The sequence below is a fragment of the Enhydrobacter sp. genome, from assembly GCA_025808875.1.
GTDB lineage: Bacteria > Pseudomonadota > Alphaproteobacteria > Reyranellales > Reyranellaceae > Reyranella.
In genome coordinates this window covers 625617-648820 of the sequence record CP075528.1, presented here as the reverse complement: position 1 = coordinate 648820, position 23204 = coordinate 625617, and the positions used below count along the sequence as shown (strand labels likewise).

General features: G+C 69.0%; 26 protein-coding genes. 20 read left to right on the top strand and 6 right to left on the bottom strand.

The window, feature by feature from the left end; genetic code table 11:
* Positions 1 to 43: 43 nt before the first annotated feature.
* The 7 genes from KIT25_03145 to KIT25_03115 all read left to right on the top strand — a co-directional run bounded on the left by KIT25_03145 (position 44) and on the right by KIT25_03115 (position 7987).
* Positions 44 to 1444, top strand: a complete 1401-nt coding sequence (locus tag KIT25_03145) for a tetratricopeptide repeat protein (GenBank protein ID UYN95957.1) — start codon at positions 44 to 46, stop codon at positions 1442 to 1444.
* Positions 1441 to 2853, top strand: coding sequence for an amidase (locus KIT25_03140; protein ID UYN95956.1), 1413 nt, complete (start codon positions 1441 to 1443; stop codon positions 2851 to 2853). The genes KIT25_03145 and KIT25_03140 overlap by 4 nt, the downstream gene beginning before the upstream one ends.
* Positions 2850 to 4271: an amidase gene (locus KIT25_03135; GenBank protein ID UYN95955.1), complete on the top strand. Its 1422-nt coding sequence runs from the start codon at positions 2850 to 2852 to the stop codon at positions 4269 to 4271. Before KIT25_03140 ends, KIT25_03135 begins: the two co-directional genes overlap by 4 nt.
* Before the next feature lie 2 nt (positions 4272 to 4273).
* A complete protein-coding gene (locus KIT25_03130; protein UYN95954.1) occupies positions 4274 to 4768 on the top strand; it encodes a hypothetical protein in 495 nt (164 codons plus the stop codon).
* 90 nt (positions 4769 to 4858) lie between these two features.
* On the top strand, positions 4859 to 7021 hold the full coding sequence (locus tag KIT25_03125; GenBank protein UYN95953.1) for a VTT domain-containing protein: 2163 nt from the start codon (positions 4859 to 4861) through the stop codon (positions 7019 to 7021).
* Positions 7022 to 7035: 14 nt separating this feature from the next.
* Positions 7036 to 7764 (top strand): endonuclease/exonuclease/phosphatase family protein, encoded by a 729-nt coding sequence (locus tag KIT25_03120; GenBank protein UYN95952.1) that lies wholly within the window; start codon positions 7036 to 7038, stop codon positions 7762 to 7764.
* Between the two features lie 4 nt (positions 7765 to 7768).
* Entirely contained in the window at positions 7769 to 7987 is a 219-nt protein-coding gene (locus KIT25_03115; GenBank protein ID UYN95951.1) for a hypothetical protein, read from the top strand.
* Positions 7988 to 7991: 4 nt separating this feature from the next.
* Here the strand turns inward: KIT25_03115 and KIT25_03110 are convergent, their stop codons facing one another.
* Positions 7992 to 8270 (bottom strand): hypothetical protein, encoded by a 279-nt coding sequence (locus KIT25_03110; protein UYN95950.1) that lies wholly within the window; start codon positions 8268 to 8270, stop codon positions 7992 to 7994.
* An 85-nt stretch (positions 8271 to 8355) separates the two neighbouring features.
* Between KIT25_03110 and KIT25_03105 the strand changes: the two genes are divergently transcribed.
* Positions 8356 to 8907 (top strand): hypothetical protein, encoded by a 552-nt coding sequence (locus tag KIT25_03105; protein UYN95949.1) that lies wholly within the window; start codon positions 8356 to 8358, stop codon positions 8905 to 8907.
* A 76-nt stretch (positions 8908 to 8983) separates the two neighbouring features.
* Entirely contained in the window at positions 8984 to 9433 is a 450-nt protein-coding gene (trxC, locus tag KIT25_03100; GenBank protein UYN95948.1) for a thioredoxin TrxC, read from the top strand.
* Here trxC and KIT25_03095 read toward each other — a convergent pair.
* The 4 genes from KIT25_03095 to gluQRS form a co-directional block, all read right to left on the bottom strand.
* Positions 9430 to 10536, bottom strand: coding sequence for a 5-methyltetrahydropteroyltriglutamate--homocysteine S-methyltransferase (locus KIT25_03095; GenBank protein UYN95947.1), 1107 nt, complete (start codon positions 10534 to 10536; stop codon positions 9430 to 9432). The two genes, trxC and KIT25_03095, sit on opposite strands and share 4 nt — an antisense overlap.
* Entirely contained in the window at positions 10533 to 11678 is a 1146-nt protein-coding gene (locus KIT25_03090) for a Rieske 2Fe-2S domain-containing protein (protein ID UYN95946.1), read from the bottom strand. The genes KIT25_03095 and KIT25_03090 overlap by 4 nt, the downstream gene beginning before the upstream one ends.
* A gap of 8 nt (positions 11679 to 11686) precedes the next feature.
* On the bottom strand, positions 11687 to 12088 hold the full coding sequence (locus KIT25_03085) for a VOC family protein (GenBank protein ID UYN95945.1): 402 nt from the start codon (positions 12086 to 12088) through the stop codon (positions 11687 to 11689).
* Between the two features lie 357 nt (positions 12089 to 12445).
* On the bottom strand, positions 12446 to 13309 hold the full coding sequence (gene gluQRS / locus KIT25_03080) for a tRNA glutamyl-Q(34) synthetase GluQRS (protein ID UYN95944.1): 864 nt from the start codon (positions 13307 to 13309) through the stop codon (positions 12446 to 12448).
* Between the two features lie 25 nt (positions 13310 to 13334).
* Between gluQRS and KIT25_03075 the strand changes: the two genes are divergently transcribed.
* The 11 genes from KIT25_03075 (at position 13335) to KIT25_03025 (ending at position 22576) form a co-directional block, all read left to right on the top strand.
* On the top strand, positions 13335 to 13988 hold the full coding sequence (locus tag KIT25_03075; protein UYN95943.1) for a DNA-3-methyladenine glycosylase 2 family protein: 654 nt from the start codon (positions 13335 to 13337) through the stop codon (positions 13986 to 13988).
* 49 nt (positions 13989 to 14037) lie between these two features.
* Positions 14038 to 14703, top strand: coding sequence for a dienelactone hydrolase family protein (locus KIT25_03070; protein UYN95942.1), 666 nt, complete (start codon positions 14038 to 14040; stop codon positions 14701 to 14703).
* A complete protein-coding gene (locus tag KIT25_03065) occupies positions 14676 to 15920 on the top strand; it encodes a beta-lactamase family protein (protein UYN97806.1) in 1245 nt (414 codons plus the stop codon). Before KIT25_03070 ends, KIT25_03065 begins: the two co-directional genes overlap by 28 nt.
* Positions 15921 to 15966: 46 nt before the next feature.
* Entirely contained in the window at positions 15967 to 17244 is a 1278-nt protein-coding gene (locus KIT25_03060) for an MFS transporter (GenBank protein ID UYN95941.1), read from the top strand.
* Between the two features lie 91 nt (positions 17245 to 17335).
* Positions 17336 to 18760: a carotenoid oxygenase family protein gene (locus KIT25_03055; protein ID UYN95940.1), complete on the top strand. Its 1425-nt coding sequence runs from the start codon at positions 17336 to 17338 to the stop codon at positions 18758 to 18760.
* Positions 18761 to 18770: 10 nt separating this feature from the next.
* Positions 18771 to 19436, top strand: a complete 666-nt coding sequence (locus KIT25_03050; GenBank protein ID UYN95939.1) for a glutathione S-transferase — start codon at positions 18771 to 18773, stop codon at positions 19434 to 19436.
* Between the two features lies 1 nt (position 19437).
* The gene (locus KIT25_03045) at positions 19438 to 19833 is read left to right on the top strand and encodes a DUF2306 domain-containing protein (GenBank protein ID UYN95938.1); all 396 of its coding nucleotides are present in this window, start codon (positions 19438 to 19440) and stop codon (positions 19831 to 19833) included.
* A 63-nt stretch (positions 19834 to 19896) separates the two neighbouring features.
* On the top strand, positions 19897 to 20898 hold the full coding sequence (locus KIT25_03040; protein UYN95937.1) for a nitronate monooxygenase: 1002 nt from the start codon (positions 19897 to 19899) through the stop codon (positions 20896 to 20898).
* A 16-nt stretch (positions 20899 to 20914) separates the two neighbouring features.
* Entirely contained in the window at positions 20915 to 21496 is a 582-nt protein-coding gene (locus KIT25_03035) for a DedA family protein (protein ID UYN95936.1), read from the top strand.
* Positions 21497 to 21506: 10 nt separating this feature from the next.
* Positions 21507 to 22016 carry a disulfide bond formation protein B gene (locus tag KIT25_03030; GenBank protein ID UYN95935.1) on the top strand — a complete coding sequence of 170 codons (510 nt, stop codon included), beginning with the start codon at positions 21507 to 21509 and terminating at the stop codon, positions 22014 to 22016.
* Positions 22013 to 22576, top strand: a complete 564-nt coding sequence (locus KIT25_03025) for a demethoxyubiquinone hydroxylase family protein (GenBank protein UYN95934.1) — start codon at positions 22013 to 22015, stop codon at positions 22574 to 22576. The genes KIT25_03030 and KIT25_03025 overlap by 4 nt, the downstream gene beginning before the upstream one ends.
* Before the next feature lie 20 nt (positions 22577 to 22596).
* Here KIT25_03025 and KIT25_03020 read toward each other — a convergent pair whose 3' ends face one another.
* Positions 22597 to 23160, bottom strand: coding sequence for an HNH endonuclease (locus tag KIT25_03020; GenBank protein ID UYN95933.1), 564 nt, complete (start codon positions 23158 to 23160; stop codon positions 22597 to 22599).
* Between the last annotated feature and the right edge of the window lie 44 nt (positions 23161 to 23204).

Genomic DNA, 23204 nt, shown 5'->3' with positions numbered 1-23204 from the left:
GTCTGATTGCATGCGAAGCTGGCGACCAGTGGGAGCCAGCAGCGTGGCACAGGACGGACAGGGACTGGAGGTGAGCAACGCCGGCCGGGCAGCGATCGCATCGCTCGACCTGCTGCGCGACGAGTGGCTCTCCTTCGGTGGCCGGTTCGACGACTTCGTCGCGGTGGCCTCCCGCGAAGAGAACTGCGCCATGCTGCCGGTCATGGCGGCTAATCTCCTTCTCTCCACGTACTCGCGCGACGGACAGAGAGACGCCGAGCGTCACCTTGCCCGGGCTCGCGCGTTCTCGACCCATGGCCTGACCGCACGCGAGCACGCGTGGCTCTCGGCCACCGAGGCATGGCTGACCGGCGACACGCATGTCGGCCAGTCGATCCTGGAGAAAGTCGTCGAGGAGTGGCCGCGCGACCTGCTGGCGGCCAGGCTCGGCCAGATGCATTCCTTCAACCGGGGCGATACCAAGGCGATGCTTCGCATCGGCGAACGCGCCCTCCAGCCCAACCTGCACAACCACCATGCCTGGTCGATGTATGCCTTCGCGCTGGCGGAAGCTCATCGCCTCGACGAAGCCGAAAGGTCCGCCCGCAAGGCGATCGAGATCGAGCGCCGGAGTCCCTGCGCCCACCTCGTCGTGGCGCACTGCCTCGGCGCGCGCGGCCGCCCGCTCGACGGACTGGCCTTCCTGCATTCCATGGCAGACACCTGGGAGGGCCGTCATTCCTTCATATTCACCCGCAACTGGTGGCACCTCGCGCTCTTCCTGATCGATCTCGACCGGACCACGGACGCGCTCGACCTGTTCGACAAGCGCGTATGGGGAGTTCGGAAGGAGTTTTGCGAGGATCAGATCAACGCGATTTCGCTGCTCGCTCGCCTCGAACTGCATGGCGTCGATGTCGGCGGCCGCTGGTGCGACGTCGCGACCTACCTGAAGCAGCGCCTCGACGAGCATCTCTCGCCCTTCCTCGACCTGCACTATCTCCATGGTCTCGCGCGCGCCGGCGAATACGGCGCCGTGACCGAAATGCTGGCCAACCTCGAGGATCGGGCCGAGCGTGCCAAGCCCCATGAACGAACGGCGTGGGCCGATTGTGCCGTGCCGGCCGCGCACGGCCTCGCCGCCCACGCGAAGGGCGATCATGCAGCGGCCGCCAACCTGTTTGGCCGCGCCCTGCCGCACCTGCCGTCGATCGGGGGCAGTGTCGCCCAGCGCGCGCTGTTCGGCGCTCTGCACGTCGACTCGCTGATCCGCGCCGGCTGGAACGATCGGGCACTGGCGCTAATCGAAGCCGACGATCGCGAGCGCCCGGGTGTACCCGGAACCAAACGCGCACTTGGCGCGCTTCTGCGCAAGCTCGGCCACAGCGAACAGGCGATGGCGGCCGAATACCAGGCCGAGCAGCTTTCACGGCAGTATGCCGCGGCGAAGGAAAAGGGAGCATGACCGATCCCACTCGACTGACAGCCGCAGAAATCTCGAAGCACTACCGGCGCGGCAAGCTCTCGCCGGTCGAAGCGATGAAGGCGGTACTGGCGCGCTGCGAGGCGATCAATCCACGGATCAACGCGCTGACGCGGATCGACGGCGAAGCGGCGATGGCGACGGCGCGCGCCTCGGAGAAACGCTGGAAGCGGGGCAAACCCCTGTCGCCGATCGACGGCGTGCCGGTGTCAATCAAAGAACTCGTGCGGGTCAAGGGCTGGCCTGCCACCATGGGCAGCAAGCTCACCAATAAGGCTCCCGCGGACGCCGACGCGCCGGCGGTGGCGCGTCTGCGCGAAGCGGGTGCCATCGTCTTCGCCCAGAGCACGAGTTCGGAGTTCGGCCACAAGGGCGTGACCGACAGTCCGCTGAACGGCATCACATGCAATCCCTGGAATCTGGGGCGTACGCCGGGTGGCTCCTCGGGCGGCGCCGGGGCTGCCGTAGCGGCCGGCCTGGCGCCGCTCGCCATCGGCACCGACGGCGGCGGCTCCGTGCGCATCCCCTCGAGCTTCTGCGGACTGGTCGGGTTGAAGGCGACGTACGGGCGCGTGCCGGCGTGGCCGCCAGGCCTCAACGGCGATCTCGCCAACACCGGTCCAATGTGCCGCACCGCGCTCGATTGTGCGCTGGTGATGAACGCCATCGCGCGACCCGATCCACGCGATCCGACCCAGCTCCCACCCGACCGGACCGACTATACGCGCCAGCTCGGCGCCAAGCCGAAGGAGAAGACGCGCGTCGGCTTCCTGCTCCGCATGGGCGATCATCCGATCGACATCGAGGTCGCCGCCCTCGTGACGAAGGCCGCGAAGCGTTTCGACAGACTCGGCTACAGGGTCGAAGAGGTCGAGGCGCCCTTCTCCTACGGCGATGCCATGCAATGCTTCGTGACGCACTGGCTCACCAACGCCCAGCGCCTGCTGCAGCTCTACCCCGAGTCGCGGCACGGCGAATTCGATTCCAACATGCTGGCTTCGGCCAGGGCCGGTCAGCGCTATACCCTGCGGGATGTGGTCGATGCCCAGGCCGCGCGGCGCGAGCTCGCGGTGGCGTGGAACCTGTTCTTCGAGAAGTACGACCTGCTGCTTACGCCGACCGTCGCGGTCCAGCCCTTCGAAGTCGGCAAGAGCATGCCCGACGGGGCCGACGGCAAGCCGAACAGGCAATGGTCGCCCTACACCTCGACCTTCAACCTGACGCGTCACCCCGCCGCCTCGGTGCCCTGCGGCATCGGTCGCGAGGGCCTGCCGATCGGCTTGCACATCGTCGCGGGCCACTTCAAGGATGCCACGGTGCTTGGCGCTGCGGCACGCTACGCCGAAGCGTACCCGATCGAGATTCCCGTCCTGCCGGAGACAAGACAATGACCGCCGATCTCGCGATGATGCCAGCTTGGCAGCTGGTGAAGCTCTTCAAGTCGCGCAAGGCATCGCCCGTCGAAGCAACCAAGGCGGCGATCGCGCGCATCGAGGCCTTCAATCCCCAGCTCAACGCCTTCCAGCACCTCGATCCGGACGGCGCCCTGCGGGCGGCGCGTGCCTCGGAGAAGCGCTGGAAGAAGGGCGGCAAGCGCCTCTCCGACATCGACGGCGTGCCGATCACGATCAAGGACATGGTGCTGACCAAAGGCATGCCGACGCGCATGGGCAGCCTCGCCACCGACCCGGATGGGCCGTGGAACGTCGACGCGCCGTCGACGGCGCACCTGCGCGCGGCGGGCACGGTGCTGCTGGGAAAAACCACGTCGCCGGAATACGGCTGGAAAGGCGTGACGGATTCGGCCCTGTTCGGCGCCACGCACAATCCCTGGAAGATCGGCCGCACGCCGGGCGGCTCGTCGGGCGGCGGTGTCGCCGCCGAGGCCGTTGGCATGGGCACGCTGGCGGTCGGCACCGACGGCGCGGGATCGGTGCGCATTCCCTGCTCCTTCACCGGCCTGTTCGGGCTCAAGCCGACCCAAGCGCGCGTGCCGCTGTGGCCGCCCTCCGCGCAGGGCACGCTCTCGCACGTCGGGCCGATGACGCGCACGGTCCGGGACGCCGCGATGATGATGAACGTGATGGCCCGGCCCGATCCGCGCGATCCCTACGGTCGCCCCGACGATGACGAGGACTATCTCAAGGGCTTCGACAAGGGAGTCAAAGGGCTGCGCATCGCCTATTCACCGAACCTTGGCTTCGTGGAGAAGGAGAAGATCGACCGCGACGTCGGCGCCGCCACCGAAGCCGCCGCAAAAGTCTTCAGGACGCTGGGGGCGAAGGTCGTCGAGGATTCACCGGATCTATCGGGCCTCGATCCGCGCCGAATCCTGAACGCGCATTGGCAGTCCAATGTCGCCATTCTCGTCAAGGGCTTCAGCGAGGAGAAGCGTGCCCTGATGGATCCCGGGCTGCTCAAGGCCGCCGAAGTCGGCGCCAATCTAGGTCAGGAAGCCGTGGTGACAGCGATCCACAAGCGCCAGCAGGTCGCCGCGATCATGAATCAGTTCATGGCGAAGTACGACCTGCTGCTGACGCCGACCATGCCGATGACGGCCTTCGCGGTGAACGAGAACGCGGCCTGGGGCGGTGACGGCGTCGATATCGGCTGGACCCCCTTCACCTTGACTTTCAACCTGACGCGACAGCCGGCCGCGACCATCCCCTGCGGCCTCGATCGCGAGGGTCTGCCGATCGGCCTGCAGATCGTGTCGGGCCACGCTCGCGACGCGCTGATCCTGCGCGCCGCCGCAGCCTACGAGAAGGTACGGCCGATCCCGGCGCCGCCGATGGCGCACCAGGTCTGAGCTTGGACGTCGGCTTCTACATAGCGGCGACCGCCATGCTGGCGGCCTCCCTCGCCACGCCGGTGACGGCCTGGGCGGAGCGTCGACATCACTTCCCGCGCCGCCGATTGCCGGTGCCGGGCGTGCTGGCGGCGCTGGCGACGCTCATCCTGCTCAGCCATCCCGATCTGCGCGACCTCTTCGACCCCGAGATTTGGAGCTGTATCGCCGCGGGTCTGCTGGTGGGCGCCGCGCGCGGTGCGCTGATCGCCCTCGAGGCCGACCAGATTCACCTCGTGGTGCGGCTGCGGCGGGCGCGCGATGGCATCGCGGTGGCGGCGATGCTGGCGCTCGCCGCCATCGTCCAGTTCGTCACTGAAGTGGCACGCGCCGACAAAAATCCCACCGAGACGACGTCCGAGTTCGTCATGGTCGTCGCTTCGGGATTCCTGTTCGCCCGTTCGCTGGTCCTCTGGCTGCGCGCCCGCGAACTGGCGCATGTCGATCTCGTGGAGTGACGTCGCCATCCGGGCGCAACCCCCCGCCGCATTTTTCGTTCTCTTGCCTGCATCGCCATGCCGGAAGGATTGTGCAGGGAGAGCGACGACATGTCGGCCGTCCGCTCCGTCGGTCTCGCCGACACCCGATTTCAGACGCGACGGCCGCCTGCCCCCGCCCGATCCAGCCCGTTCGCGCCGGGGCGCAACGTGTGGCGGGTCGAGGCGGCCCGCCGCGCCGCGGTGCTGATCGACGGCGCCGCCTACTTCGCCGCCGTCCGTGCCGCCTTCCTCGCGGCCAGACACTCGATCCTGATCGTCGGCTGGGACATCGACAGCCGCACCCGCCTGGTCGGCGACTGCGAGCCGGACGACGGCCTGCCGGCGGGTTTCGCCGACTTCCTCGCCGCGCTCGTCCAGCGGCGCCCGGAACTGCGCATCGACCTGCTGCTGTGGGACTACTCGCTGCTTTACAGCGGCGAGCGCGAGTTGCTTCCCAGGCTGTCGCTCGACTGGCAGACTCCCGACCGGATCAGGCTCTGTCTCGACGACACCGTGCCGCTGGGCTCCTCCCAGCACCAGAAGATGGTGATCGTCGACGACACGCTCGCCTTCTCGGGCGGGCTCGACCTCACCATCCGCCGCTGGGACACCAGCGACCACTGCGCCGACAACGCCTCCCGCGTCGATCCGGCCGGCCATCCCTACCGGCCGTTCCACGACGTGCAGATCGTGGTCGACGGGCCGGCGGCACGCGCCCTGGCCGAGCTCGCACGCGACCGCTGGTGCCGCGCCGAAGGCGGCACGCCGGAAATCGCACCGCGCGGCGACCCCTGGCCGGCCGTGGTCGTGCCCGACTTCACCGACGTCGAGATCGGCATCGCCCGCACCCAGCCGCACTACGGCACGCTCGAGCGCGTGCGCGAGGTCGAAGCGCTGTTCGTCGATTCGATCGATCGCGCGGAGCGATCGATCTACATCGAGAACCAGTTCCTCAGCTCGCCGCTGATCGCGCGGCGCCTGGCCCGCCGCCTGCGCCGCAAGCCGAAGCTCGAAGTGGTGATCGTGGCCCCGCGCAGCCACGATTCCTGGGTCGAGCGCCGCACCATGCGCAACGGCCGAATCCGCTTCTGGCGCCGCCTGCGGTCGGCGGCGCAGGACCGCGTGCGGCTCCTCTATCCGTCGGTCGCGCAAAACGGCACGACGACCGACACCATGATCCACTCGAAGGTCATGATCGTCGACGACCGGTTCCTGCGCATCGGCTCGGCCAACCTCAACAACCGCTCGCTGGGCGCCGACACCGAATGCGATCTCGCCATCGAGGCGCACGACGCGGGTCAGCGCGCGGCCATAGCCGCCATCCGCAACCGCCTGCTCGGCGAGCATTGCGGCGTGACCGAGGACGACGTGGCGCGGGCCCTCGAAAGCCATGGATCGGTGGTGCGCGCGGCTGATAGCCTCGCCGCCAATGGCCATCGACTCCTGCCGATCGACGACGGCAAGCCCGACCGCACCCGCCTCGCCGGCCTCGTCGAGCGGATCGCCGACCCGATGCGGCCGCTTCGCCTCAAGCGCGTGCTGACCGGCATCGTGCGCCCGAGCCCGACCGTCCTGGCCGTCGCCGGCCTGCTCGTCGCGATCGTCGGGGTGACCCTCGCCTGGCGCCATACCGGGCTTGCCGAGATCGCCGATCCCAAGCGCCTCGCCGCCATGCTGACCGCGGCCCGCGACGAGCCGTGGGCGCCCCTGCTGGCGCTCGGCCTGTTCGTCGTCGGCGGCGCGGTCGCGCTGCCCCTCAACATCATGGTGCTGGCCGCCGCCGCCGCCTTCGGGCCGTGGCTCGGCCTGCTCTACTCGACCGTCGGCGCGGCCCTGAGCTCGGTTCTCATGTACTTCGTCGGCGCGCGCTTCGGCCAGGATGCATTGATCCGCGTGCTCGGACAGCGTGCCCGGCGCGCGCTCGACTCGGTCAAGCGCCGCGGCGTGCTCGCGGTCGCCGCCGTCCGGGTCGTGCCGGCGGCGCCCTTCACCGTCGTCAATCTCGCCATCGGCGCGGGCGGCATCGGCTTCGTCGACTTCGCCGTCGGATCTCTGATCGGCCTGGCACCCGGGCTCCTGCTGCTGTCCATCATCGGCGATCGCGTCATGGCGCTGATCGAGGACCCGAGCGCCGGCGAAATCGCCCTGCTCGCACTCGCCCTGCTCTTCTATCTCGGCCTGGTGTTCGGCGCCCAGGCGCTGCTGTCGCGGCGGAGGCGCGGCCGCCGTTGAACGCGGTTCGGCTGATGACCTGGAACATCCATGGCGCACTGGGACGCAACCCGCGCTTCGACCTCGACCGCGTCGTCGATCTGGTGCGCCGTCACGAGCCCGACATCGTCGCCCTGCAGGAGATCGATTCGCGGCGCGCGCGGGCGGCCCATGTCGACAATCCCTTCGACGTGCTGCAGCACGCGCTGGGCAGCCACGGCGTCGGCGCCAAGACCGTCGTCACCGCGGACGGCGAGTACGGCCAGGCGCTGATCAGCCGGTGGCCGCTGACCGACACCAGCGTCCACGACCTGTCCTATCCCGAACGCGAGCCGCGGCGCGCCATCCACAGCCGCGTCGAAACGCCGTTCGGTCCGCTGCGCGTCGTCGCCACCCATCTCGGGCTCAGCCTGCGCGAGCGCCGCAGCCAGGCCGTTGCCCTGCTCGCGATGCTGGGCCGCGAGCGGGTGACCACCGTGGCGATGGGCGATTTCAACGACTGGATGTGGGCGGGCTCGGTGCGCAACTCTCTCGCCCGCGCCCTGCCCGCCTTCACGCGCCACGCCACCTTTCCGTCGGCGTGCCCGTTGTTTCAGCTCGACCGCATCTATGTGTGGCCGCGCGCGGCCCTGCTGCGCAGCCACACCGATTCCGCCGCCCGCCGCTGTTCCGACCACCTCCCGGTGGTCGGCGACGTCGCGGTCCGGATACACCAATCCGGAGACGATAGTGCGGTGAATACCGACGCGGCGCGGGTATCGTGACGCCATGCGTGACGGTTCGTCCGGCGTACGCCCGTTGGGCGACGCCGCCTTCCTCGCTCTCGGCGCGAGCGAAATCGCCTACGTCAAGGACGTCGCCCTGGACGGCGCGTTCGGGGTCGGCATCTTCTCGGCCGATGGCCGGCCGATGGCCACGGCACCCTCCATCGAGATCGCCCTGGCGATGATCCGGCGCAACGCGCTGGAGCCCGCGCTGGTCCACTGACACGTCATTGATGGGCCGTCGGCGACGGCGCGTCGTCGCGCTCGGCGACCGGCCGAGGACCGGTGCCGTCGTAGCTCGGATTGGCCATCCACATCCATCCCAGCACGACGACCGTGACCGCCAGGGCGCCGACGACCAGCGCGATCAGCGGTCGCGTGTCGCGCGGCGTCACGGCCTGCGGATCGTCCGGCGCCTTCTCCAGGGCAGCCTCGCGGTTGAGCCGCTCGATGCGTGCCCGTTCGTCGCGTGCCCGTTCGTCGCGTGCCCGTTCGTCCTGCTCCATGATCGCCTCCTCGCATCCCTCCGACAGGGAACGGCCTGCCGCCGACGGGGTTGCAGGCAGCGCACGGGAACGGTGTTATCGCGCCATGCAACTCAGCCGGCGCACGCTGATCCAATTGTCGCTCGCGGCCGGCCTGATCGCGCTGCTGGCCGGCATCGGCGAGATCGCCAAATGGGACGCCGGCCTCGGCCCGAGGGACGCCGCGGGCTGGCGGCCGATCGCCTGGCCGCTCGCCGCGGACGACCGGCCCGCCGGCAAGTCGTGGCGCGGCCACGAGCTCGAGATCCACGTGCGCCCGAAGCTCGGCCATCTCGCACAGTGCGACGGCGAGATCGCCGACGACGCGGCGCTGGCGCGCGCCTCGGACATCGCCCTGCTCGATGCGGACGCCGCCCCCGTCGCCGCCGGACGGCGCATCCGTATCACCGACCTGTTCGGCCGCGCGCGACTCCATCGCGCGCGGGTCGACGGCGCGGCGCGGCAGGTCGAGGCCATCGCCGTCTCCTTCGAATGCCACCTGCTCACCGCCCTGGTCGTCGGCCGCACCGTCGACGAGGCGAAGTTCAGAACCGCCCGGCAGTTCCTCGAGTCGAACACGGTGCAGGTCTGGATCAACCAGCAGTTCGGCAGCCGCTGAAACTTGATCCGGATCAAGGCGGCAACGACCGCTCGGGGCGAACGTTGGCATGTTCGCTCCTGTTCGAGGTGAGTCCATGGCCGAGTCGCTGCTCGTCGCCTGCCCTGCCTGCCGCACGCTCAATCGCGTGCCGACGCAACGCCTGATCGCCGGCGAGCGCGGCAAATGCGGCAAGTGCGGCGCGCCGCTGTTCGACGGCCATCCGGTCGCGCTCGATGCCGCCGGCTTCGAAGCGCACGCGGTGAAGAGCGACCTGCCGGTGCTGGTCGATTTCTGGGCGCCGTGGTGCGGCCCCTGCCGCGCGATGGCGCCGCAATTCGAGAAAGCCGCGCAGCGCCTCGAACCGAAGGTGCGGATGGCCAAGATCAACACCGAGGAAGAGCAGGAACTGGCCGGCCGGTTCGGCATCCAGGGCATTCCCACCATCGTGCTGTTGCATCGCGGCCGCGAGGTTGCCCGGCGCTCGGGCCTGCTCGACGCCGCCGGCATCGAGCGCTGGGTCGGCGAAAGCCTCGGCGGCGCCTAGCCCCAGACCTGCCGCGCCACCTCGACGCAGCGCGCGAGCTTGGCCCACTGCTCCTCCTCAGCCAGCAGGTTGCCCTCCTCGGTCGAGGCGAAGCCGCACTGCGGGCTGAGGCAGAGCTGATCGAGCGAGACGAACTTCGCCGCCTCGTCGAGCCGGCGCTTGAGCTGGTCGGCGCTCTCGAGCGCGCCCGTCTTCGACGTCATGATGCCGAGCACCGCGAGCTTGTCCTTCGGCAGCAGCCGCAGCGGCTCGAAGCCGCCGGCGCGTTCGCTGTCGTACTCCATGAAGTAGGCGTCGACGCCCATCCTGTCGAACAGGATCTCGGCCACCGGCTCGTAGCCGCCCTGCGCCATCCAGGTCGAGCGGAAATTGCCACGGCAGAGATGCATGGAGATGGTCATGCCGGGCGTACGGCCGGCGACGGCCGCGTTCACCAGGTCGGCATAGACATGGAGCAGCCTGTCGGGATCGTCGCCGCGGCCGCGCAGGTAGTCGCGCTGCGCCGGATCGCAGAGATAGGCGACGAACACCTCGTCGAGCTGGAGGTAGGTGCAGCCCGCCTCGCCGAAGGCGCGCACCGCCTTGGCGTAGGCGCGGCCGAGATCGGCGAAGAACGGCTCCATATCGGGATAGGCCGAACGCTCGATCGCCTGCCGGCCACCGCGATAGTGCAGGGCCGTCGGCGACGGGATGGTCATCTTTGGCACGGAAGTCGCGACCGACCTGAGATAGCGGAAGTGATCGAGCATCGGATGGTCCGACGGGAAGTCGATCCTGCCGTGGACGTGCAGCCCCTCGGCCTTGGTCTCGGTGCCCTTGAACTGCAGGCCCTGCGCCACCTTGATCAGCTCGACGCCGTCGAGATGGCCGAGGAAATCGTAGTGCCACCAGGCGCGACGGAACTCGCCGTCGGTCACGGCCTGCAAGCCGATCGATTCCTGCTTGGCCACCAGTTTGGCGATCTCCGCGTCCTCGACCGCCTTCAATCCCTCAGCCGGGAGCTCGCCCGTCGCCCGCCGCGTGCGTGCCTGCTTGAGCGGCGCCGTGCGCAGCAGCGAGCCGACCTGGTCGGCGCGGAACGGCGGGCCGCTGCGCCCGCTCATGCCGACACGCCGAGCGCGTGGCGGATCGAGGAATGGAAATGCACCAGCGACGGTTCGTTGCGGCCGTAGATCACTTCCTCGGTGGCACCCGATTCGAAGCCGATCTGCATGCGCTCGCCGAGCGGGAAGTCTTCCTCCAGCACGGTGCGGATGGCGATGTCGCGGTTCTTCTCCCAGTAGGCGTCGGGCTTGTCGGTGTCGCGCGGCTTGTAGATCGCGAGCTCGACCTCGCAGTGACTCGGGTCGTCGCGGCCCGGAAAGGCGCGCCAGATCTCGATGTGATCGACCTGCCAGATGACGATGGTGTTGGGAAAGAGCTGATAGATCGAGATCACATGCGGCCGGTAGATGCGCTCGCCCTCGGCCACGCCCCTCACCGCGTCGATCGACGTGCGCGCCACGCACATCCGGCCGTGCAGACCCGAGGCGTCGAAGGTGCCGACATTGCCGATGAAGTAGGGCGCGATCGTCTTCCGGTGCAGGTGCGGGATGTGATAGCCCTCGAGAAAGGTGTCGACGGCGAACTTCCAGTTGATGCGCGGCGTCACGCGATCGACCGAGAAGTTCGGATAGCTGTCGAGCCTCAGCGCCGCGAGATCGGGAACGATCGCGCCGAGATGGGTGTCGACGTCGATCGCCCCGCCGCCCGGCCGGGGCCGCACGAACAGCATGCCGTGCTTCTCCGCCGCCGGCAGCGGCACCAGACCGTGGCGCGAAAGATCGAGGCCGGCGAAGCCCACCTTGTCGGTCGTGCCGAGCAGCTTGCCCTGCAGGTCGTAGGTCCAGCCGTGATAGGGGCAGGTGAAGGCCCGGGCATTGCCGCAGCCTTGCGCGACGGGCGCGCCGCGGTGGCGGCAGATGTTGGCGAAGGCGCGTACCTGGCCGTCGCTGCCGCGTGTCATCAGCACCGGCATGCCGGCGAGATCCTCGGCCACGTAGTCGCCCGGCTTGGCGAGCCTGGTCGACAACCCCATGAACAGCGGCTGGTCGCGGAACAGCCTGTCGCGCTCCAGCCGCGCGCGCTCGGCACAGGAGTAGTTGATCGTGCGGTTGCGAAAGAGATCGTCCGCGAGATCGGTGGTGCGGCCGTCGATATGGCCGAGCAACCGCCGCCCGACGGTCAGTTCTTCGTTGCGGTCCATGGCGAATGTTAGGTCGGGGTGTGGACGAACTCCAGCTTCAAGCCGTCGGGATCGGCAAAGAACACGGCGTAGTAGCCGGCGCGATACTTCGGATAGTCGGCCGGCGGATCGAGAACCGTGGCGCCGATTCGGACGAGCAACTCGTGCAGGCGGTCGACGTCGGCGCGCGAGTCGGCAACCCACGCCAGATGGTGCAGCCCGCAGGCGTAGCGGTCATGCCGTCGGTCGTTCCGGGCCAGCCGGATGGCGACCGACGGGGCGCAATGCGGCGCGCCCATGTCCCAGTCGATCCAGCTCTCGCCCCGCTGTCCGCGACGATAGCCGAGGAAGCCCAGCACCGCGTCGTAGAAGGCGCCGGAGCGGTCGAGGTCCGAAACGCTGAGATCGATATGGTGAACCCAACCGCGCATCGGCGTCTCCTCGTACTTTTGGACTTTTAGACTTTTCGCTGTCCCGATAAGTGCCTGCCTCCCGAAAAATCGTTCGTGTTCATACAAAAAAGCTCTGCCGGAATTACCGGAAATACCGGAAAGTCCCTCGCCCACCCCCGAAAGATCCCCAGGCGAGACTCCGTCCCGTCCGGCGCCGGTGCCTCGCGACGCACATGTCGATCGCGGAAACCTCGGAAACCTCGCAAACTGTACAAATATTCCGCCATACGGGTTTTCGACCAAAATCTCCGGCGTCGGGGGCCGTGGCGCACTGGTGGAAATTGCGGGAATTCCCGATCGGGGTCCGGCGGCGACGAGTCGTACAGTTCGACCATACTATATTCGTACGCCTGGCCGGGCCGCAAGTCCAGCCCCTTGTGGCGTCGCCATCGCCAGGACCTGCTGCGGCGTCCGGCCGTCCTCGCGCAAGGCGCGGATCGAAGTCGAGCGGTCGCGCTTGGCCAGCCGCTTGCCGTCGGGGCCGAGCAGCAGGCGGTGGTGGGCGTAGCCGGGCGTCTCGTAGCCCAGCAGCCGCTGCAGCAGCACATGGACGTGGGTCGAGGGCAGGATGTCCTCGCCGCGCGTCACCAGGGTGACGCCCTGCAGGTGGTCGTCGACCGTGACGGCGAGGTGGTAGGAGGTCGGCGTGTCCTTGCGGGCGATCACGAAGTCGCCCATCAGCAGCGGCTCGCCCGCGATGCGGCCGAACCGTTCGTCGGTGAAGTGATACGGCCCCACCTCTTTCGCTGCCCCTGCCGCATCGAGCCGCATGCAGTGCTCCTGCCCCGCCATCATGCGCACCTTGCGCTCGGCCGCAGTCAGATGGCGGCAGGTGCCGGGATAGAGAGGCCCGTCGGGTCCATGAGGCGCCGATGCCGAGGCAGCGAGATCGGCGCGGGTGCAGAAGCAGGGATAGACCAGCCCGCGCGCCTCGAGCCGGTCGAGCGCCGCGCCATAGTCGGCGAAATGTTCGGACTGCCGACGCACCTCGCCGTCCCAGGCGAGGCCCAGCCACTTCAGATCCTCGAGGATCCCGGCTTCGTATTCGCGCCGGCATCGGCGGATGTCGATGTCCTCGACGCGCACCAGGAAGCGGCCGCCTGAATCGCGCGCCCGCTGCCAGGCGATGTGGGCCGAACAGGCACTGCCGAGATGCAGTTCGCCGGTCGGGCTGGGGGCAAATCGAGTGACGACGGCCATGCCGGAACGTTATAGCCAAGCGCCCATGGCCAAGCCCACCGCTCGAATCGTTCTCGACGCCGCCAATCTCGGGAAAGCGATGCGCTATCTCGGACGGGCCGATCCCGATTTCGCGCGCGCCATCAAGGAGGTCGGGCATCCCGAGCTGCGCATCGCGCCGCGGGGCTTCGGCGGGTTGATGCGCTCGATCGTCGGCCAGCAGGTTTCCGTCCATGCCGCGCGCTCCATCTGGCTGCGCCTGGAAGAAGCGGCGCCGTCGATGGAGCCGGCCGAGTTCCTGGCGCTCTCCGACGAGCGGCTGCGCGCCGTCGGCCTGTCGGGCGCCAAGATGAAATATGGCCGCAGCCTCGCCACCGACATCGTCGAGGGACGCATCGATTTCGCCGCCCTCGACGGGCTCGACGATGCGGCCGCCGTCGCCATGCTGTGCCAGGCCAAGGGTATCGGCCCCTGGACGGCCGAGATCTACCTGATGTTCGCGCACGGCCGGCCCGACATCATGCCCGGCCTCGATCTCGGGCTGGTGATCGCCGCCCAGCATCTCAAGCGCCTGCGCAAGCGGCCCGACGCAAAGCGGCTATTGAAAATCGCCGAGCCGTGGCGGCCCTGGCGCAGTGCTGCCGCCCTGCTGCTCTGGCACTATCGCCGCAACATGCCGGACTGGAGCAAGAAAGCATGACGCTCTCCTGTTCCTCTCCGCCGCCAGGCGGGAGGAGAAAGAAGCAGAGATGATCGAACTCGAGGGCCCGAGCCACGGGCCGCACAACGGCGGCGCGCCGGGCCATCTGGTCGTGCTGCTGCACGGCTACGGCGCCGACGGCAACGACCTGATCGGGCTCGCGCCGGTGCTGGCGCCGCTGATGCCGGACGTCGTGTTCCATGCCCCCAACGCACCCCACCCCTGCGAGGGCAATCCCTACGGCTACCAGTGGTTCGGCATCTCGCGGCTAGACCCGCAGGTGGCGGCGGCGGGCGTGCAGGCGGCGGCACCGTTCGTCGACCGCTTCCTCGACGCGACGATGGCGCGACACGGCCTCGACGAAAGCAAGACCGTACTGGTGGGCTTCAGCCAGGGCACGATGATGGCGCTGCATGTCGGATTGCGCCGCGCCAGGCCGCTCGCCGGCATCGTCGGCTTCTCCGGCATGCTGGCCGCCGCCGACGCGCTACCGGCGGAGATCCGCTCGCGGCCGCCGGTGCTGCTGGCACATGGCGATGCCGACGAGATGCTGCCCTCGGTGCTGAGCGAGCAGGCCGCTCAGGTGCTGAAGGCGAACGGGCTCAGCGTCGGGCTGCACATCGCCCCGGGCGTCGGCCACGGTATCGACCAGAGCGGCCTGTCGCACGCCGCGCGCTTCCTGCTCGACTGCTTCGGGCTGAAGGTGCCGACGTGAACGTCGAAGGAGTCTGCAAGCCGGGCTTCGAGCGCGTCGCCGAGGCCTTCCGGAAGAATTTCGACGAGAAGGGCGAGGTCGGCGCCTCGGTCTGCCTGACCCTGGCGGGCGACACCGTCGTCGATCTGTGGGGCGGCGTTGCCGAGCCCAGGACCGACGCGCCGTGGACGCGCGACACGGTGAGCATCGTCTTCTCCTGCACCAAGGGCGCGACGGCACTCTGCGCCCACATGCTGGCATCGCGCGGCAAGCTCGATCTCGACGCGCCGGTCGCCGGCCTGTGGCCGGAGTTCGCGCGCCACGGCAAGGAGCGCGTGACCACGCGCATGATGCTCGACCATTCCGCGGCGGTGCCGGCGCTGCGCGACAAGGTGAAGGAGAGCGGCCCCTACGAATGGGACTACATGACCGCGCGGCTGGCCGACGAGAAGCCGTTCTGGGAACCGGGCACGCGCAACGGCTATCACGGCTTCACCTTCGGCTGGACGGTCGGCGAGATGGTGCGGCGCGCGAGCGGCAAGTCGCTGGGCACGTTTTTCCAGGACGAAGTCGCTGGGCCGCTCGGCATAGATTTCTGGATCGGCCTACCCGAGGCGGTCGAGCCGCGCGTCGCGCCCATCATCCCCTACGCCTACAAGCGCGAGCAGGCGGTGACGCCCTTCCTGCGCGATCTCGCCAACAGGCAGTCGATCCCGGCGCTGTTCTATTTCAACGTCGGCGCCTGGCGCAGCGGCGGCGCCAACACGCGCGCCGGCCGGGCCGCCGAGATCGGTGCCGGCAATGGCGTCACCAACGCGCGTGGCCTCGCCGGCATGTATGCCCCGCTGGCGACTGGCGGCGGCAAGCTGGTTGACGCCAGGACGCTCACACGCATGGCCGAGGTGTCGATGGCGACCCACGACGACGCCACCCTGCGCATCCCGACGCGCTTTGCGCCGGGCTTCATGAAATCGATGGACAACCGCAAGCGTGCCGTCGGCGCGAAAGTGTTCGGCGAGGATTGCGACAGCGTGATCCTGGGCAGCGCCGCCTTCGGCCATGTCGGCGCCGGCGGCTCGCTGGGCTTCGCCGATCCGGCCGCCGGCCTCTCCTTCGGCTACACCATGAACCAGATGGGCCCCGGCCTGCTGATGAATGCCCGCGGCCAGGCGCTGGTCGACGCCGCCTATCTCTCGCTCGGCTTCGCGAACAAGGACGGCGGGGTGTGGGTGAAGTGAGTGAAGCTCCTCCTCCCCATTCACATGGGGAGGAAAGCGGCCGCTGATGCTCCCCGTCCTCCGCCCGCTGAAGGACCGGGCCGTCGCCACCGTGTGGTCGGGCCTCGCCGCCTCGACCATCGGCGAGGATCTGTTCCGGGTCGCCGTGGTGTGGATCGCGGCCGAGCAGATCGGCAACGCCGCGGGCTACGTCAACGCCACGCAGTACGGCGCCATGCTGGTCGTCGGCCTGCTCGGCGCCGGCGTGATCGACCGCTGGCGCGCCGATCGCGCCATGATCGGCGCCAAGTACTGGAGCGGCGCGCTGGCGCTGCTGCCGGTCGCCGGCTTCTACGTGTGGGGCGTGTCGATCCCGCTGCTGATCGCCTCGGTGATGGGCATCGCGGCGCTGCGCATGGTGTTCACGCCGGCGCTGCAGTCGAGCGTGCCGGTGCTGGTGCCCAACCGCGACGCGCTGCAGGCGATCAACGGCCTGTTCGACGCGACCTGGCGGCTCGCCCGCCTGATCGGCCCGGCGCTGGCCGCCGTGCTGAACGCGGTGCTGCCGGTCATCCACTTCCTCACCGTCTCGGCGCTCGGCTTCGTGCTGTCGGCGGTGGCGATCTGGGCGGTGCGCGAGCGGCTGATCGACAAGGACCATGCGCCGCGGATCGGCCGCGGCGGCTGGGCCGGCGCGTGGGATGCGCTCGCCGACGGCGCACGGCTGATGCTGCGCGAGCGGCGCACCGGCTTCCTGCTGCTCGCCAACGCCATCGCCAACGGGCCGTGGAGCGTGGCGCTGCAGCTCTGCATCGCGCTGATGGTGAAGGAGCACGATCCGCAGTGGCTCGGCTTCGAGGGCCTGGCCGCGCTGGGCCTCGTCATCAGCGCCTGCGGCGCGGGCGACGTGCTGGGCAACCTGATCGCCGGCAGCGTGCGCTTCCGCCGGCCGCTCTCGACCATGTTCCTGGGCTATGTCGCCATGGGCTCGGGCTTCGCCCTCACCGCCGTCGCCGCCTGGACGTTCGACAACCCGCTCCTGCTGCCAGCGATGATGGTGGCGGGCTTCATCAGCGGGCTGGGCGGGCCGTTCTACTTCATCCCGATGATCACCCGCCTGCAGACCGTCTATCGCGGCGCCGAGATCGCCCGCGTCTTCCGCTTTCGCCTCGCCATCATGGCGGGCTCGATGCTGGGCTTCAACCTCGCCGCCACGCCGCTGTTCGACCTGTGGGGACCGACCGTCACCGAGTTCGTGCTCGGCCTTTCCATCCTCGCGCTCGGCCTCGGCGGCTTCGCCTATTTCCGCCGCGCCGAAATCCGGCCGCAAACTCCGGCCGTATGACCCGAGAATCTTCTTGCCGGTAACGCCGTGTATTGATAGCGTCGAATGAATACACAGCGTTACCGTCAAGCGTCAGACTGAGGAGCGCGCCATGGCCAAGGCCTTCCCGACCGACAACCCCTTCCTGCGCGGCTACTACGCGCCGGTGAACGCCGAGGCGGATGCCGCCCATCTGCACATCACCGGCGAGATGCCGAGGGAACTCTGCGGCACGCTCTACCGCAACGGGCCCAACCCGCAATTCGCGCCGCGCGGTCCCTATCACTGGTTCGGCGGCGACGGCATGATCCACGCCTTCCACGTCGAGAACGGCAACGTCTCCTACAAGAACCGCTGGGTACGCACGCCCAAGTGGGAGATCGAGAACCGGGAGGGCGAGGGCCTCTCCGGCACCTTCGGCAATCCGCGCTACACCGATCCGCGCGTCTTTGCGCTGAACTCGACCATCGCCAACACCAACATCGTCTGGCACGCCGGCAAGCTGCTCGCGCTCGAGGAGGCACATGCGCCCTTCTCGCTCGACCCGGCGAGCCTGATGCCCGTCAACGGCGGCTACGAGACGTTCGGCGACAAGCTGGTCGGGCCCTTCACCGCCCATCCCAAGTTCGATCCCGAGACCGGCGAGATGATCTTCTTCGGCTATTCGGCCAAGGGGCGCTTCACCAAGGAGGTGTCGATCCAGGCCGTCGACAAGGACGGCAGGGTGACGCGCGGCGAGATCATCGACGGCCCCTATCCCTCGATGATCCACGACTTCGCCGTGACGCGGAACTGGATCGTGCTGCCGATCTTCCCGCTCACCAGCTCGATGGAGCGCGCCATGGGCGGCAAACCGCCCTTCGCCTGGGAACCCGACAAGGGCAGCCACATCGCCTTCATCCCGCGCGGCGGCACCGTCGCCGACGCCAAGTGGGTGAGCGCGCCGCCCTGCTACGTCTTCCATCCGATGAACCATTTCGAGACGGCGGACGGCAAGGTCGTGATCGACGTCATGAAGTACGACGTCGCGCCGCTGTTCCCGCTGCCCGACGGCTCGCCCTCGTCGAAGGAGGCGCCGGCGGCGCGGCTGTTCCGCTGGACCTTCGATCCCACGGGCACGGCCAACACCTTCAGGGAGGAGCAGCTCGATGACCGCGCCGGCGAGTTCCCGCGCTTCGACGAGCGCTTCGCCATGAAGGACTACCGCCACGGCTGGATCGTCTCGGGCAACGTCGCCCATGCCGGCGTGCGGCGCGCCGAGGGCATCACGCACTACGACCTGGCGAAGGGCACGAACGCGACCTGGAGCGCCGGCGCCGACGACCGCTTCGGCGAGCCGGTGTTCGTGCCGCGGAGCGACGGCGCGGCCGAGGGCGACGGCTGGGTGCTGAGCGTGATCTTCCGTTCCGAGGAGGGCCGCAGCGACCTCGCCGTGTTCGAGGCGACCGACATCGCCCGGGGCCCGGTGGCGCTCGCCCATCTCTCGAGCCGCGTGCCGGCGGGCTTCCACGGCAACTGGAGACCAGGGCCGCTGTGAGGGAGCCGCTGTGATTACCGTCCATCACCTCAACGCCTCGCGCTCGCAGCGCATCCTGTGGATGCTGGAGGAGCTCGGCGTGCCCTACGAGATCAAACCCTACCGGCGCCTGCCCTCGATGCAGGCGCCACCGGAGCTGCGCGCGGTGCATCCGCTCGGCAAGTCGCCGGTGATCACCGACGGCGACAGGACGGTCGCCGAATCGGGTGCCATCCTCGAGTACCTGATCGACAGCCACGGCGGCGGCGGGCTGCGGCCCGCGCCGGGGACGGAGGAGCACCGGCGCTACACCTACTTCATGCACTACGCCGAAGGCTCGCTGATGCCGCTGCTGGTCATGAAGCTGATCTTCAGCCGCATCCCGGGTCGCGTGCCGTTCCTGCTGCGGCCCGTCGCGCGCATGATCTCGGGCGGCGCCGACCGGACGCTGCTCGCGCCGCAGATCGCCAGCCATTTCGCGTTCCTGGAAGGCGAGCTCGGCGGGCGCGACTGGTTCGCCGGCGGCGAGTTCACCGCCGCCGACATCCAGATGAGCTTCCCCATCGAGGCCGCCGCCGCGCGCGTCGGCCTCGGCGACCGCTTGCCGAAACTGCAGGCGTTCCTTGACCGCATCCGAGCACGGCCGGCATACAAGCGGGCTGCCGAAAAGGGCGGCGCCTCCGCGCCGCTGCGCTGACGTGAGCTGGCAACCGATCCTCCAGGCGGGCACCGCCGTCCAGATCCATCTGGCGTCGATCACGGTGGCCTTCGTGCTGGGAACGTGGCTGATGCTGCGCCCCAAGGGCAGCGCGCCGCACCGGGCGTTGGGCACGATCTACATCGCCCTGATGGTCGTGTCGGCAATCAGCACCTTCTGGGTCCGCGGCCTCGCCCAAGGCGGCTTCTCGCCGCTGCATGCGCTCTCGGTCTTCGTGCTGTTCGCACTGCCCTACGCCTGGTGGGCGGCGCGGCGCGGGCGGCTGCGCGCGCACCGCGGCACCATGATCGGCGTCTACCTCGGCGGCATCTGGATCGCCGGCCTGCTCACCCTGCTGCCCGGCCGCCTGCTGCATCGGGCCGCGTTCGGTTCCTGACCGGCCCGGTCCATGCTAGGCCCGACGACGATTGCGAATGGACATTCCTAGGAGCAAAACCCGATGGCCCTCCCTGCCCTGCTGCGCGACAACCTCTCGATCCCGGTGGTCGGTGCGCCGCTGTTCATCGTCTCCAACCCCGACCTCGTGATCGAGCAGTGCAAGGCCGGCATCGTCGGCTCGTTCCCGGCGCTGAACGCGCGGCCGAAGGAGATGCTGGAGGAGTGGCTGAAGCGCATCACCGGCGAGCTCGGCGAGTTCAAGGCGCGGCATCCCGACCGCAAGGTGGCGCCGTTCGCGGTCAACCAGATCGTGCACGGCTCCAACGACCGGCTGATGCACGACGTCGAGCTCTGCGAGAAGTACAAGGTGCCGATCCAGATCACCTCGCTGCGCGCGCCCGACGAGGTGGTGCCGTCGGCCAAGCGCTATGGCGGCCTGGTGTTCCACGACGTGACCAACGTCAAGCACGCCAGGCGCGCGCTGCAGGCGGGCGTCGACGGGCTGATCCTGGTGTGCGCCGGGGCGGGCGGCCATGCCGGCGGGCTGTCTCCCTTCGCGCTGGTCGCCGAGGTGCGCCAGTTCTACGACGGCTGCCTGCTGCTCTCCGGCTCGATCGCCAACGGCGCCTCGGTGCTGGCGGCACAGGCGGTCGGCGCCGACCTCGCCTATGTCGGCACGCGCTTCATCGCCTCGAAGGAGGGCAACGCCTCCGATGCCAACAAGCAGTGCATCATCGAGTCGAGCGGCGAGGAGATCGTCTACACCAACCTGTTCACCGGCGTGCACGGCAACTACCTCAAGCGCAGCATCGCCGCCGCCGGGCTCGATCCCGACGATCTTCCCGTGGCCGACAAGAGCAAGATGAATTTCGGCTCGGGCGGCAACCAGAAGGCCAAGGCGTGGCGCGACATCTGGGGCGCCGGACAGGGCGTCGGCCAGATCTTCGACGCGCCGCCCGCGGGCGAGATCGTGGCGCGGCTCAAGGCCGAGTACGAGGCCGCCCGCGCCGCGCTATTTACCGGCGAGGCCGTGCCGACGCGGCTGAAACAAGCTGCCGAATAGGCTATAGGCGACGCACATGTTGCGTCGTCTCTATGACTGGGTGATCCGGCTGGCCGGGCATCCCAAGGCCGTGCCCGCCATGGGCGTCGTGTCGTTCGCGGAAAGCTCGTTCTTCCCGATCCCGCCCGACGTCATGCTGATCCCCATGGTCCTGGCCAACCGGTCCAAGGCCTTCACCATCGCCACCGTCTGCACGGTGACGTCGGTGCTGGGCGGCCTGTTCGGCTACGCCATCGGCTACTATTTCTTCGAGACGATCGGCGCCTGGGTGGTCCATGCCTACCACCTCGAGGCCGGCATGGAGAAGTTCCGCCAGGGCTTCGACGAGTACGGCACCTGGATCATATTGATCAAGGGGCTGACGCCGATCCCCTACAAGCTGGTGACCATCGCCTCGGGTGCCGCCCATTTCGACCTCTTCACGTTCGTGTGGGCGTCGATCGTGACGCGTGGCGCGCGCTTCTTCATCGTGGCAGCCTTGCTGTGGAAGTACGGCGAGCCGATCCGCAGCTTCATCGAGGAGCGCTTCACGCTGGTGAGCTGGGCGTTCCTGATCGCCCTGGTCGGCGGCTTCGTCGCGGTGCGCTACCTGTTCTGAGGGCGAAGCGATGTCCCTGCTCGAGCGCCTGCCCCTCCCCAGCCAACTCGGCCTGCTGGCCGTGCTGGGCAGCGGCGCGCTGCTGGGCGGCGCCTATTACTTCCAGTACGTGGTCGGCTTGGCGCCGTGCGAGATGTGCTACTGGCAGCGCTGGCCGCACATGGTGGTGGTCGCCGCCGGTTTGCTCGCCGCGGCCGCCTTCGCCCGGCCTCGGCTGGCGCTGGTCCTCGTGCTCACCGCGATCACGGCGCTGCTGGTCACCGCCGTGCTCGGCGCCTTCCATGTCGGGGTCGAGTACGGCTGGTGGAAGGGCCCGCAGGCCTGCTCCGCCAACGTGCCGCGCGGGCTGTCGGCCGAGCAGCTCAAGCGCCACCTGTTCGGCGCGCCGCTGGTGCGCTGCGACCAGACCGCCTGGTCGATGTGGGGCATCTCGATGGCGGGATGGAACGCGCTGCTGTCGCTGGCGTTGGCGTTCGTCCTGTCCTCGGGCGTGGCGAACTGGGTGAGGTCGCGTCGATGATCACCGCCGGGAACCGCAATCCGGGCGATCCCGACGCCCGCCAGGTCGTCGAGCGCGTCATCCGCGTCGACCAGGCCGGCGAGTTCGGCGCCGTGCGCATCTACGAGGGCCAGCTCGCGGCGCTGCGCTGGACCGGCCGAGCCAAGGGCACCGCCGGCCGCAAGATCGCGGCGATGGCGCGCGCCGAACGGGCGCATCGCGCCGAGTTCGACCGGCTGTTGGTCGAGCGCCGCGTGCGCCCGACCCTGCTGTCGCCGCTGTGGAGCGTCGCGGGCTTCGCGCTCGGCGCGGCGACGGCCCTGATGGGCGAGAAGGCGGCGATGGCCTGCACGGTCGCGGTCGAGGAGACAATCGACGAGCACTATGCCGGCCAGGCCGCCCGGCTCGGCGACGACGAGGCCGAGCTGCGCGCCACGGTGGAGAAGTTCCGCGCCGAGGAGATCGAGCATCGCGACGAGGCGCTGGCCTTGGGCGCCGAGGAGACGCCCGGCTACGGGATGCTGACGACGGCGATCAAGGCGGGTTCGCGGCTCGCCATCTGGCTGTCGACGAGGATCTGACGCCGGCGCATATGAAGGCGCTAGCCCTGCTCCAGCTCGCTGTCCCAATAGAGGAAGTCGCGCCAGCTTTCGTGCAGGTAGCCGGGTGGGAAGGCGCGGCCATTTTCCTGCAGCTCCTGCGTCGTCGGCTCGCTCGGCATGCGCTGGACGGTCATGCCGCTCTCGCGCAGCAGCCGATTGCCCTTGAGCAGGTTGCACGGGCTGCAGGCGGTGACGACGTTGGTCCAGGCGGTGCGGCCGCCGCGCGACTTCGGCACCACGTGGTCGAAGGTCAGCTCGTGGGTGGCGAAGTCCTGCCCGCAATACTGGCAGTTGAAGCTGTCGCGCAGGAAGACGTTGAACCTCGTGAAGGCCGGCCGCCGCGCCGTCGGCACGTACTCCTTGAGCGCGATGACGCTCGGCAGCCGCATCTCGAAGGAAGGGCTGTGGATCTTGCGCTCGTACTCGGAGATGACGCTGACGCGGTCGAGGAACACCGCTTTGACGGCGTCCTGCCACGACCAGATCGACAGGGGGAAATACGACAGCGGCCGGAAGTCCGCGTTGAGCACCAGCGCGTGGCAGGACTCGAGACCCGGCGTCACGGCTAGCCTCGCGGCCTTTGATTGGGACTACTTGGAAAGTCGAT

What these genes read in the sequence shown, in the direction of transcription:
- KIT25_03135 (UYN95955.1), top strand. Translation starts at nt 2,850, where the DNA reads ATGACCGCCGATCTCGCGATGATGCCAGCTTGGCAGCTGGTGAAGCTC.
- KIT25_03055 (UYN95940.1), top strand. Translation starts at nt 17,336, where the DNA reads ATGGCCAAGGCCTTCCCGACCGACAACCCCTTCCTGCGCGGCTACTAC.
- KIT25_03110 (UYN95950.1), bottom strand. Translation starts at nt 8,270, where the DNA reads ATGGAGCAGGACGAACGGGCACGCGACGAACGGGCACGCGACGAACGG.
- KIT25_03125 (UYN95953.1), top strand. Translation starts at nt 4,859, where the DNA reads ATGTCGGCCGTCCGCTCCGTCGGTCTCGCCGACACCCGATTTCAGACG.
- KIT25_03035 (UYN95936.1), top strand. Translation starts at nt 20,915, where the DNA reads ATGTTGCGTCGTCTCTATGACTGGGTGATCCGGCTGGCCGGGCATCCC.
- KIT25_03040 (UYN95937.1), top strand. Translation starts at nt 19,897, where the DNA reads ATGGCCCTCCCTGCCCTGCTGCGCGACAACCTCTCGATCCCGGTGGTC.
- KIT25_03030 (UYN95935.1), top strand. Translation starts at nt 21,507, where the DNA reads ATGTCCCTGCTCGAGCGCCTGCCCCTCCCCAGCCAACTCGGCCTGCTG.
- KIT25_03070 (UYN95942.1), top strand. Translation starts at nt 14,038, where the DNA reads ATGATCGAACTCGAGGGCCCGAGCCACGGGCCGCACAACGGCGGCGCG.
- KIT25_03120 (UYN95952.1), top strand. Translation starts at nt 7,036, where the DNA reads ATGACCTGGAACATCCATGGCGCACTGGGACGCAACCCGCGCTTCGAC.
- KIT25_03075 (UYN95943.1), top strand. Translation starts at nt 13,335, where the DNA reads ATGGCCAAGCCCACCGCTCGAATCGTTCTCGACGCCGCCAATCTCGGG.
- KIT25_03025 (UYN95934.1), top strand. Translation starts at nt 22,013, where the DNA reads ATGATCACCGCCGGGAACCGCAATCCGGGCGATCCCGACGCCCGCCAG.
- gluQRS (UYN95944.1), bottom strand. Translation starts at nt 13,309, where the DNA reads ATGGCCGTCGTCACTCGATTTGCCCCCAGCCCGACCGGCGAACTGCAT.
- KIT25_03090 (UYN95946.1), bottom strand. Translation starts at nt 11,678, where the DNA reads ATGGACCGCAACGAAGAACTGACCGTCGGGCGGCGGTTGCTCGGCCAT.
- trxC (UYN95948.1), top strand. Translation starts at nt 8,984, where the DNA reads ATGGCCGAGTCGCTGCTCGTCGCCTGCCCTGCCTGCCGCACGCTCAAT.
- KIT25_03095 (UYN95947.1), bottom strand. Translation starts at nt 10,536, where the DNA reads ATGAGCGGGCGCAGCGGCCCGCCGTTCCGCGCCGACCAGGTCGGCTCG.
- KIT25_03140 (UYN95956.1), top strand. Translation starts at nt 1,441, where the DNA reads ATGACCGATCCCACTCGACTGACAGCCGCAGAAATCTCGAAGCACTAC.
- KIT25_03060 (UYN95941.1), top strand. Translation starts at nt 15,967, where the DNA reads ATGCTCCCCGTCCTCCGCCCGCTGAAGGACCGGGCCGTCGCCACCGTG.
- KIT25_03085 (UYN95945.1), bottom strand. Translation starts at nt 12,088, where the DNA reads ATGCGCGGTTGGGTTCACCATATCGATCTCAGCGTTTCGGACCTCGAC.
- KIT25_03115 (UYN95951.1), top strand. Translation starts at nt 7,769, where the DNA reads ATGCGTGACGGTTCGTCCGGCGTACGCCCGTTGGGCGACGCCGCCTTC.
- KIT25_03105 (UYN95949.1), top strand. Translation starts at nt 8,356, where the DNA reads ATGCAACTCAGCCGGCGCACGCTGATCCAATTGTCGCTCGCGGCCGGC.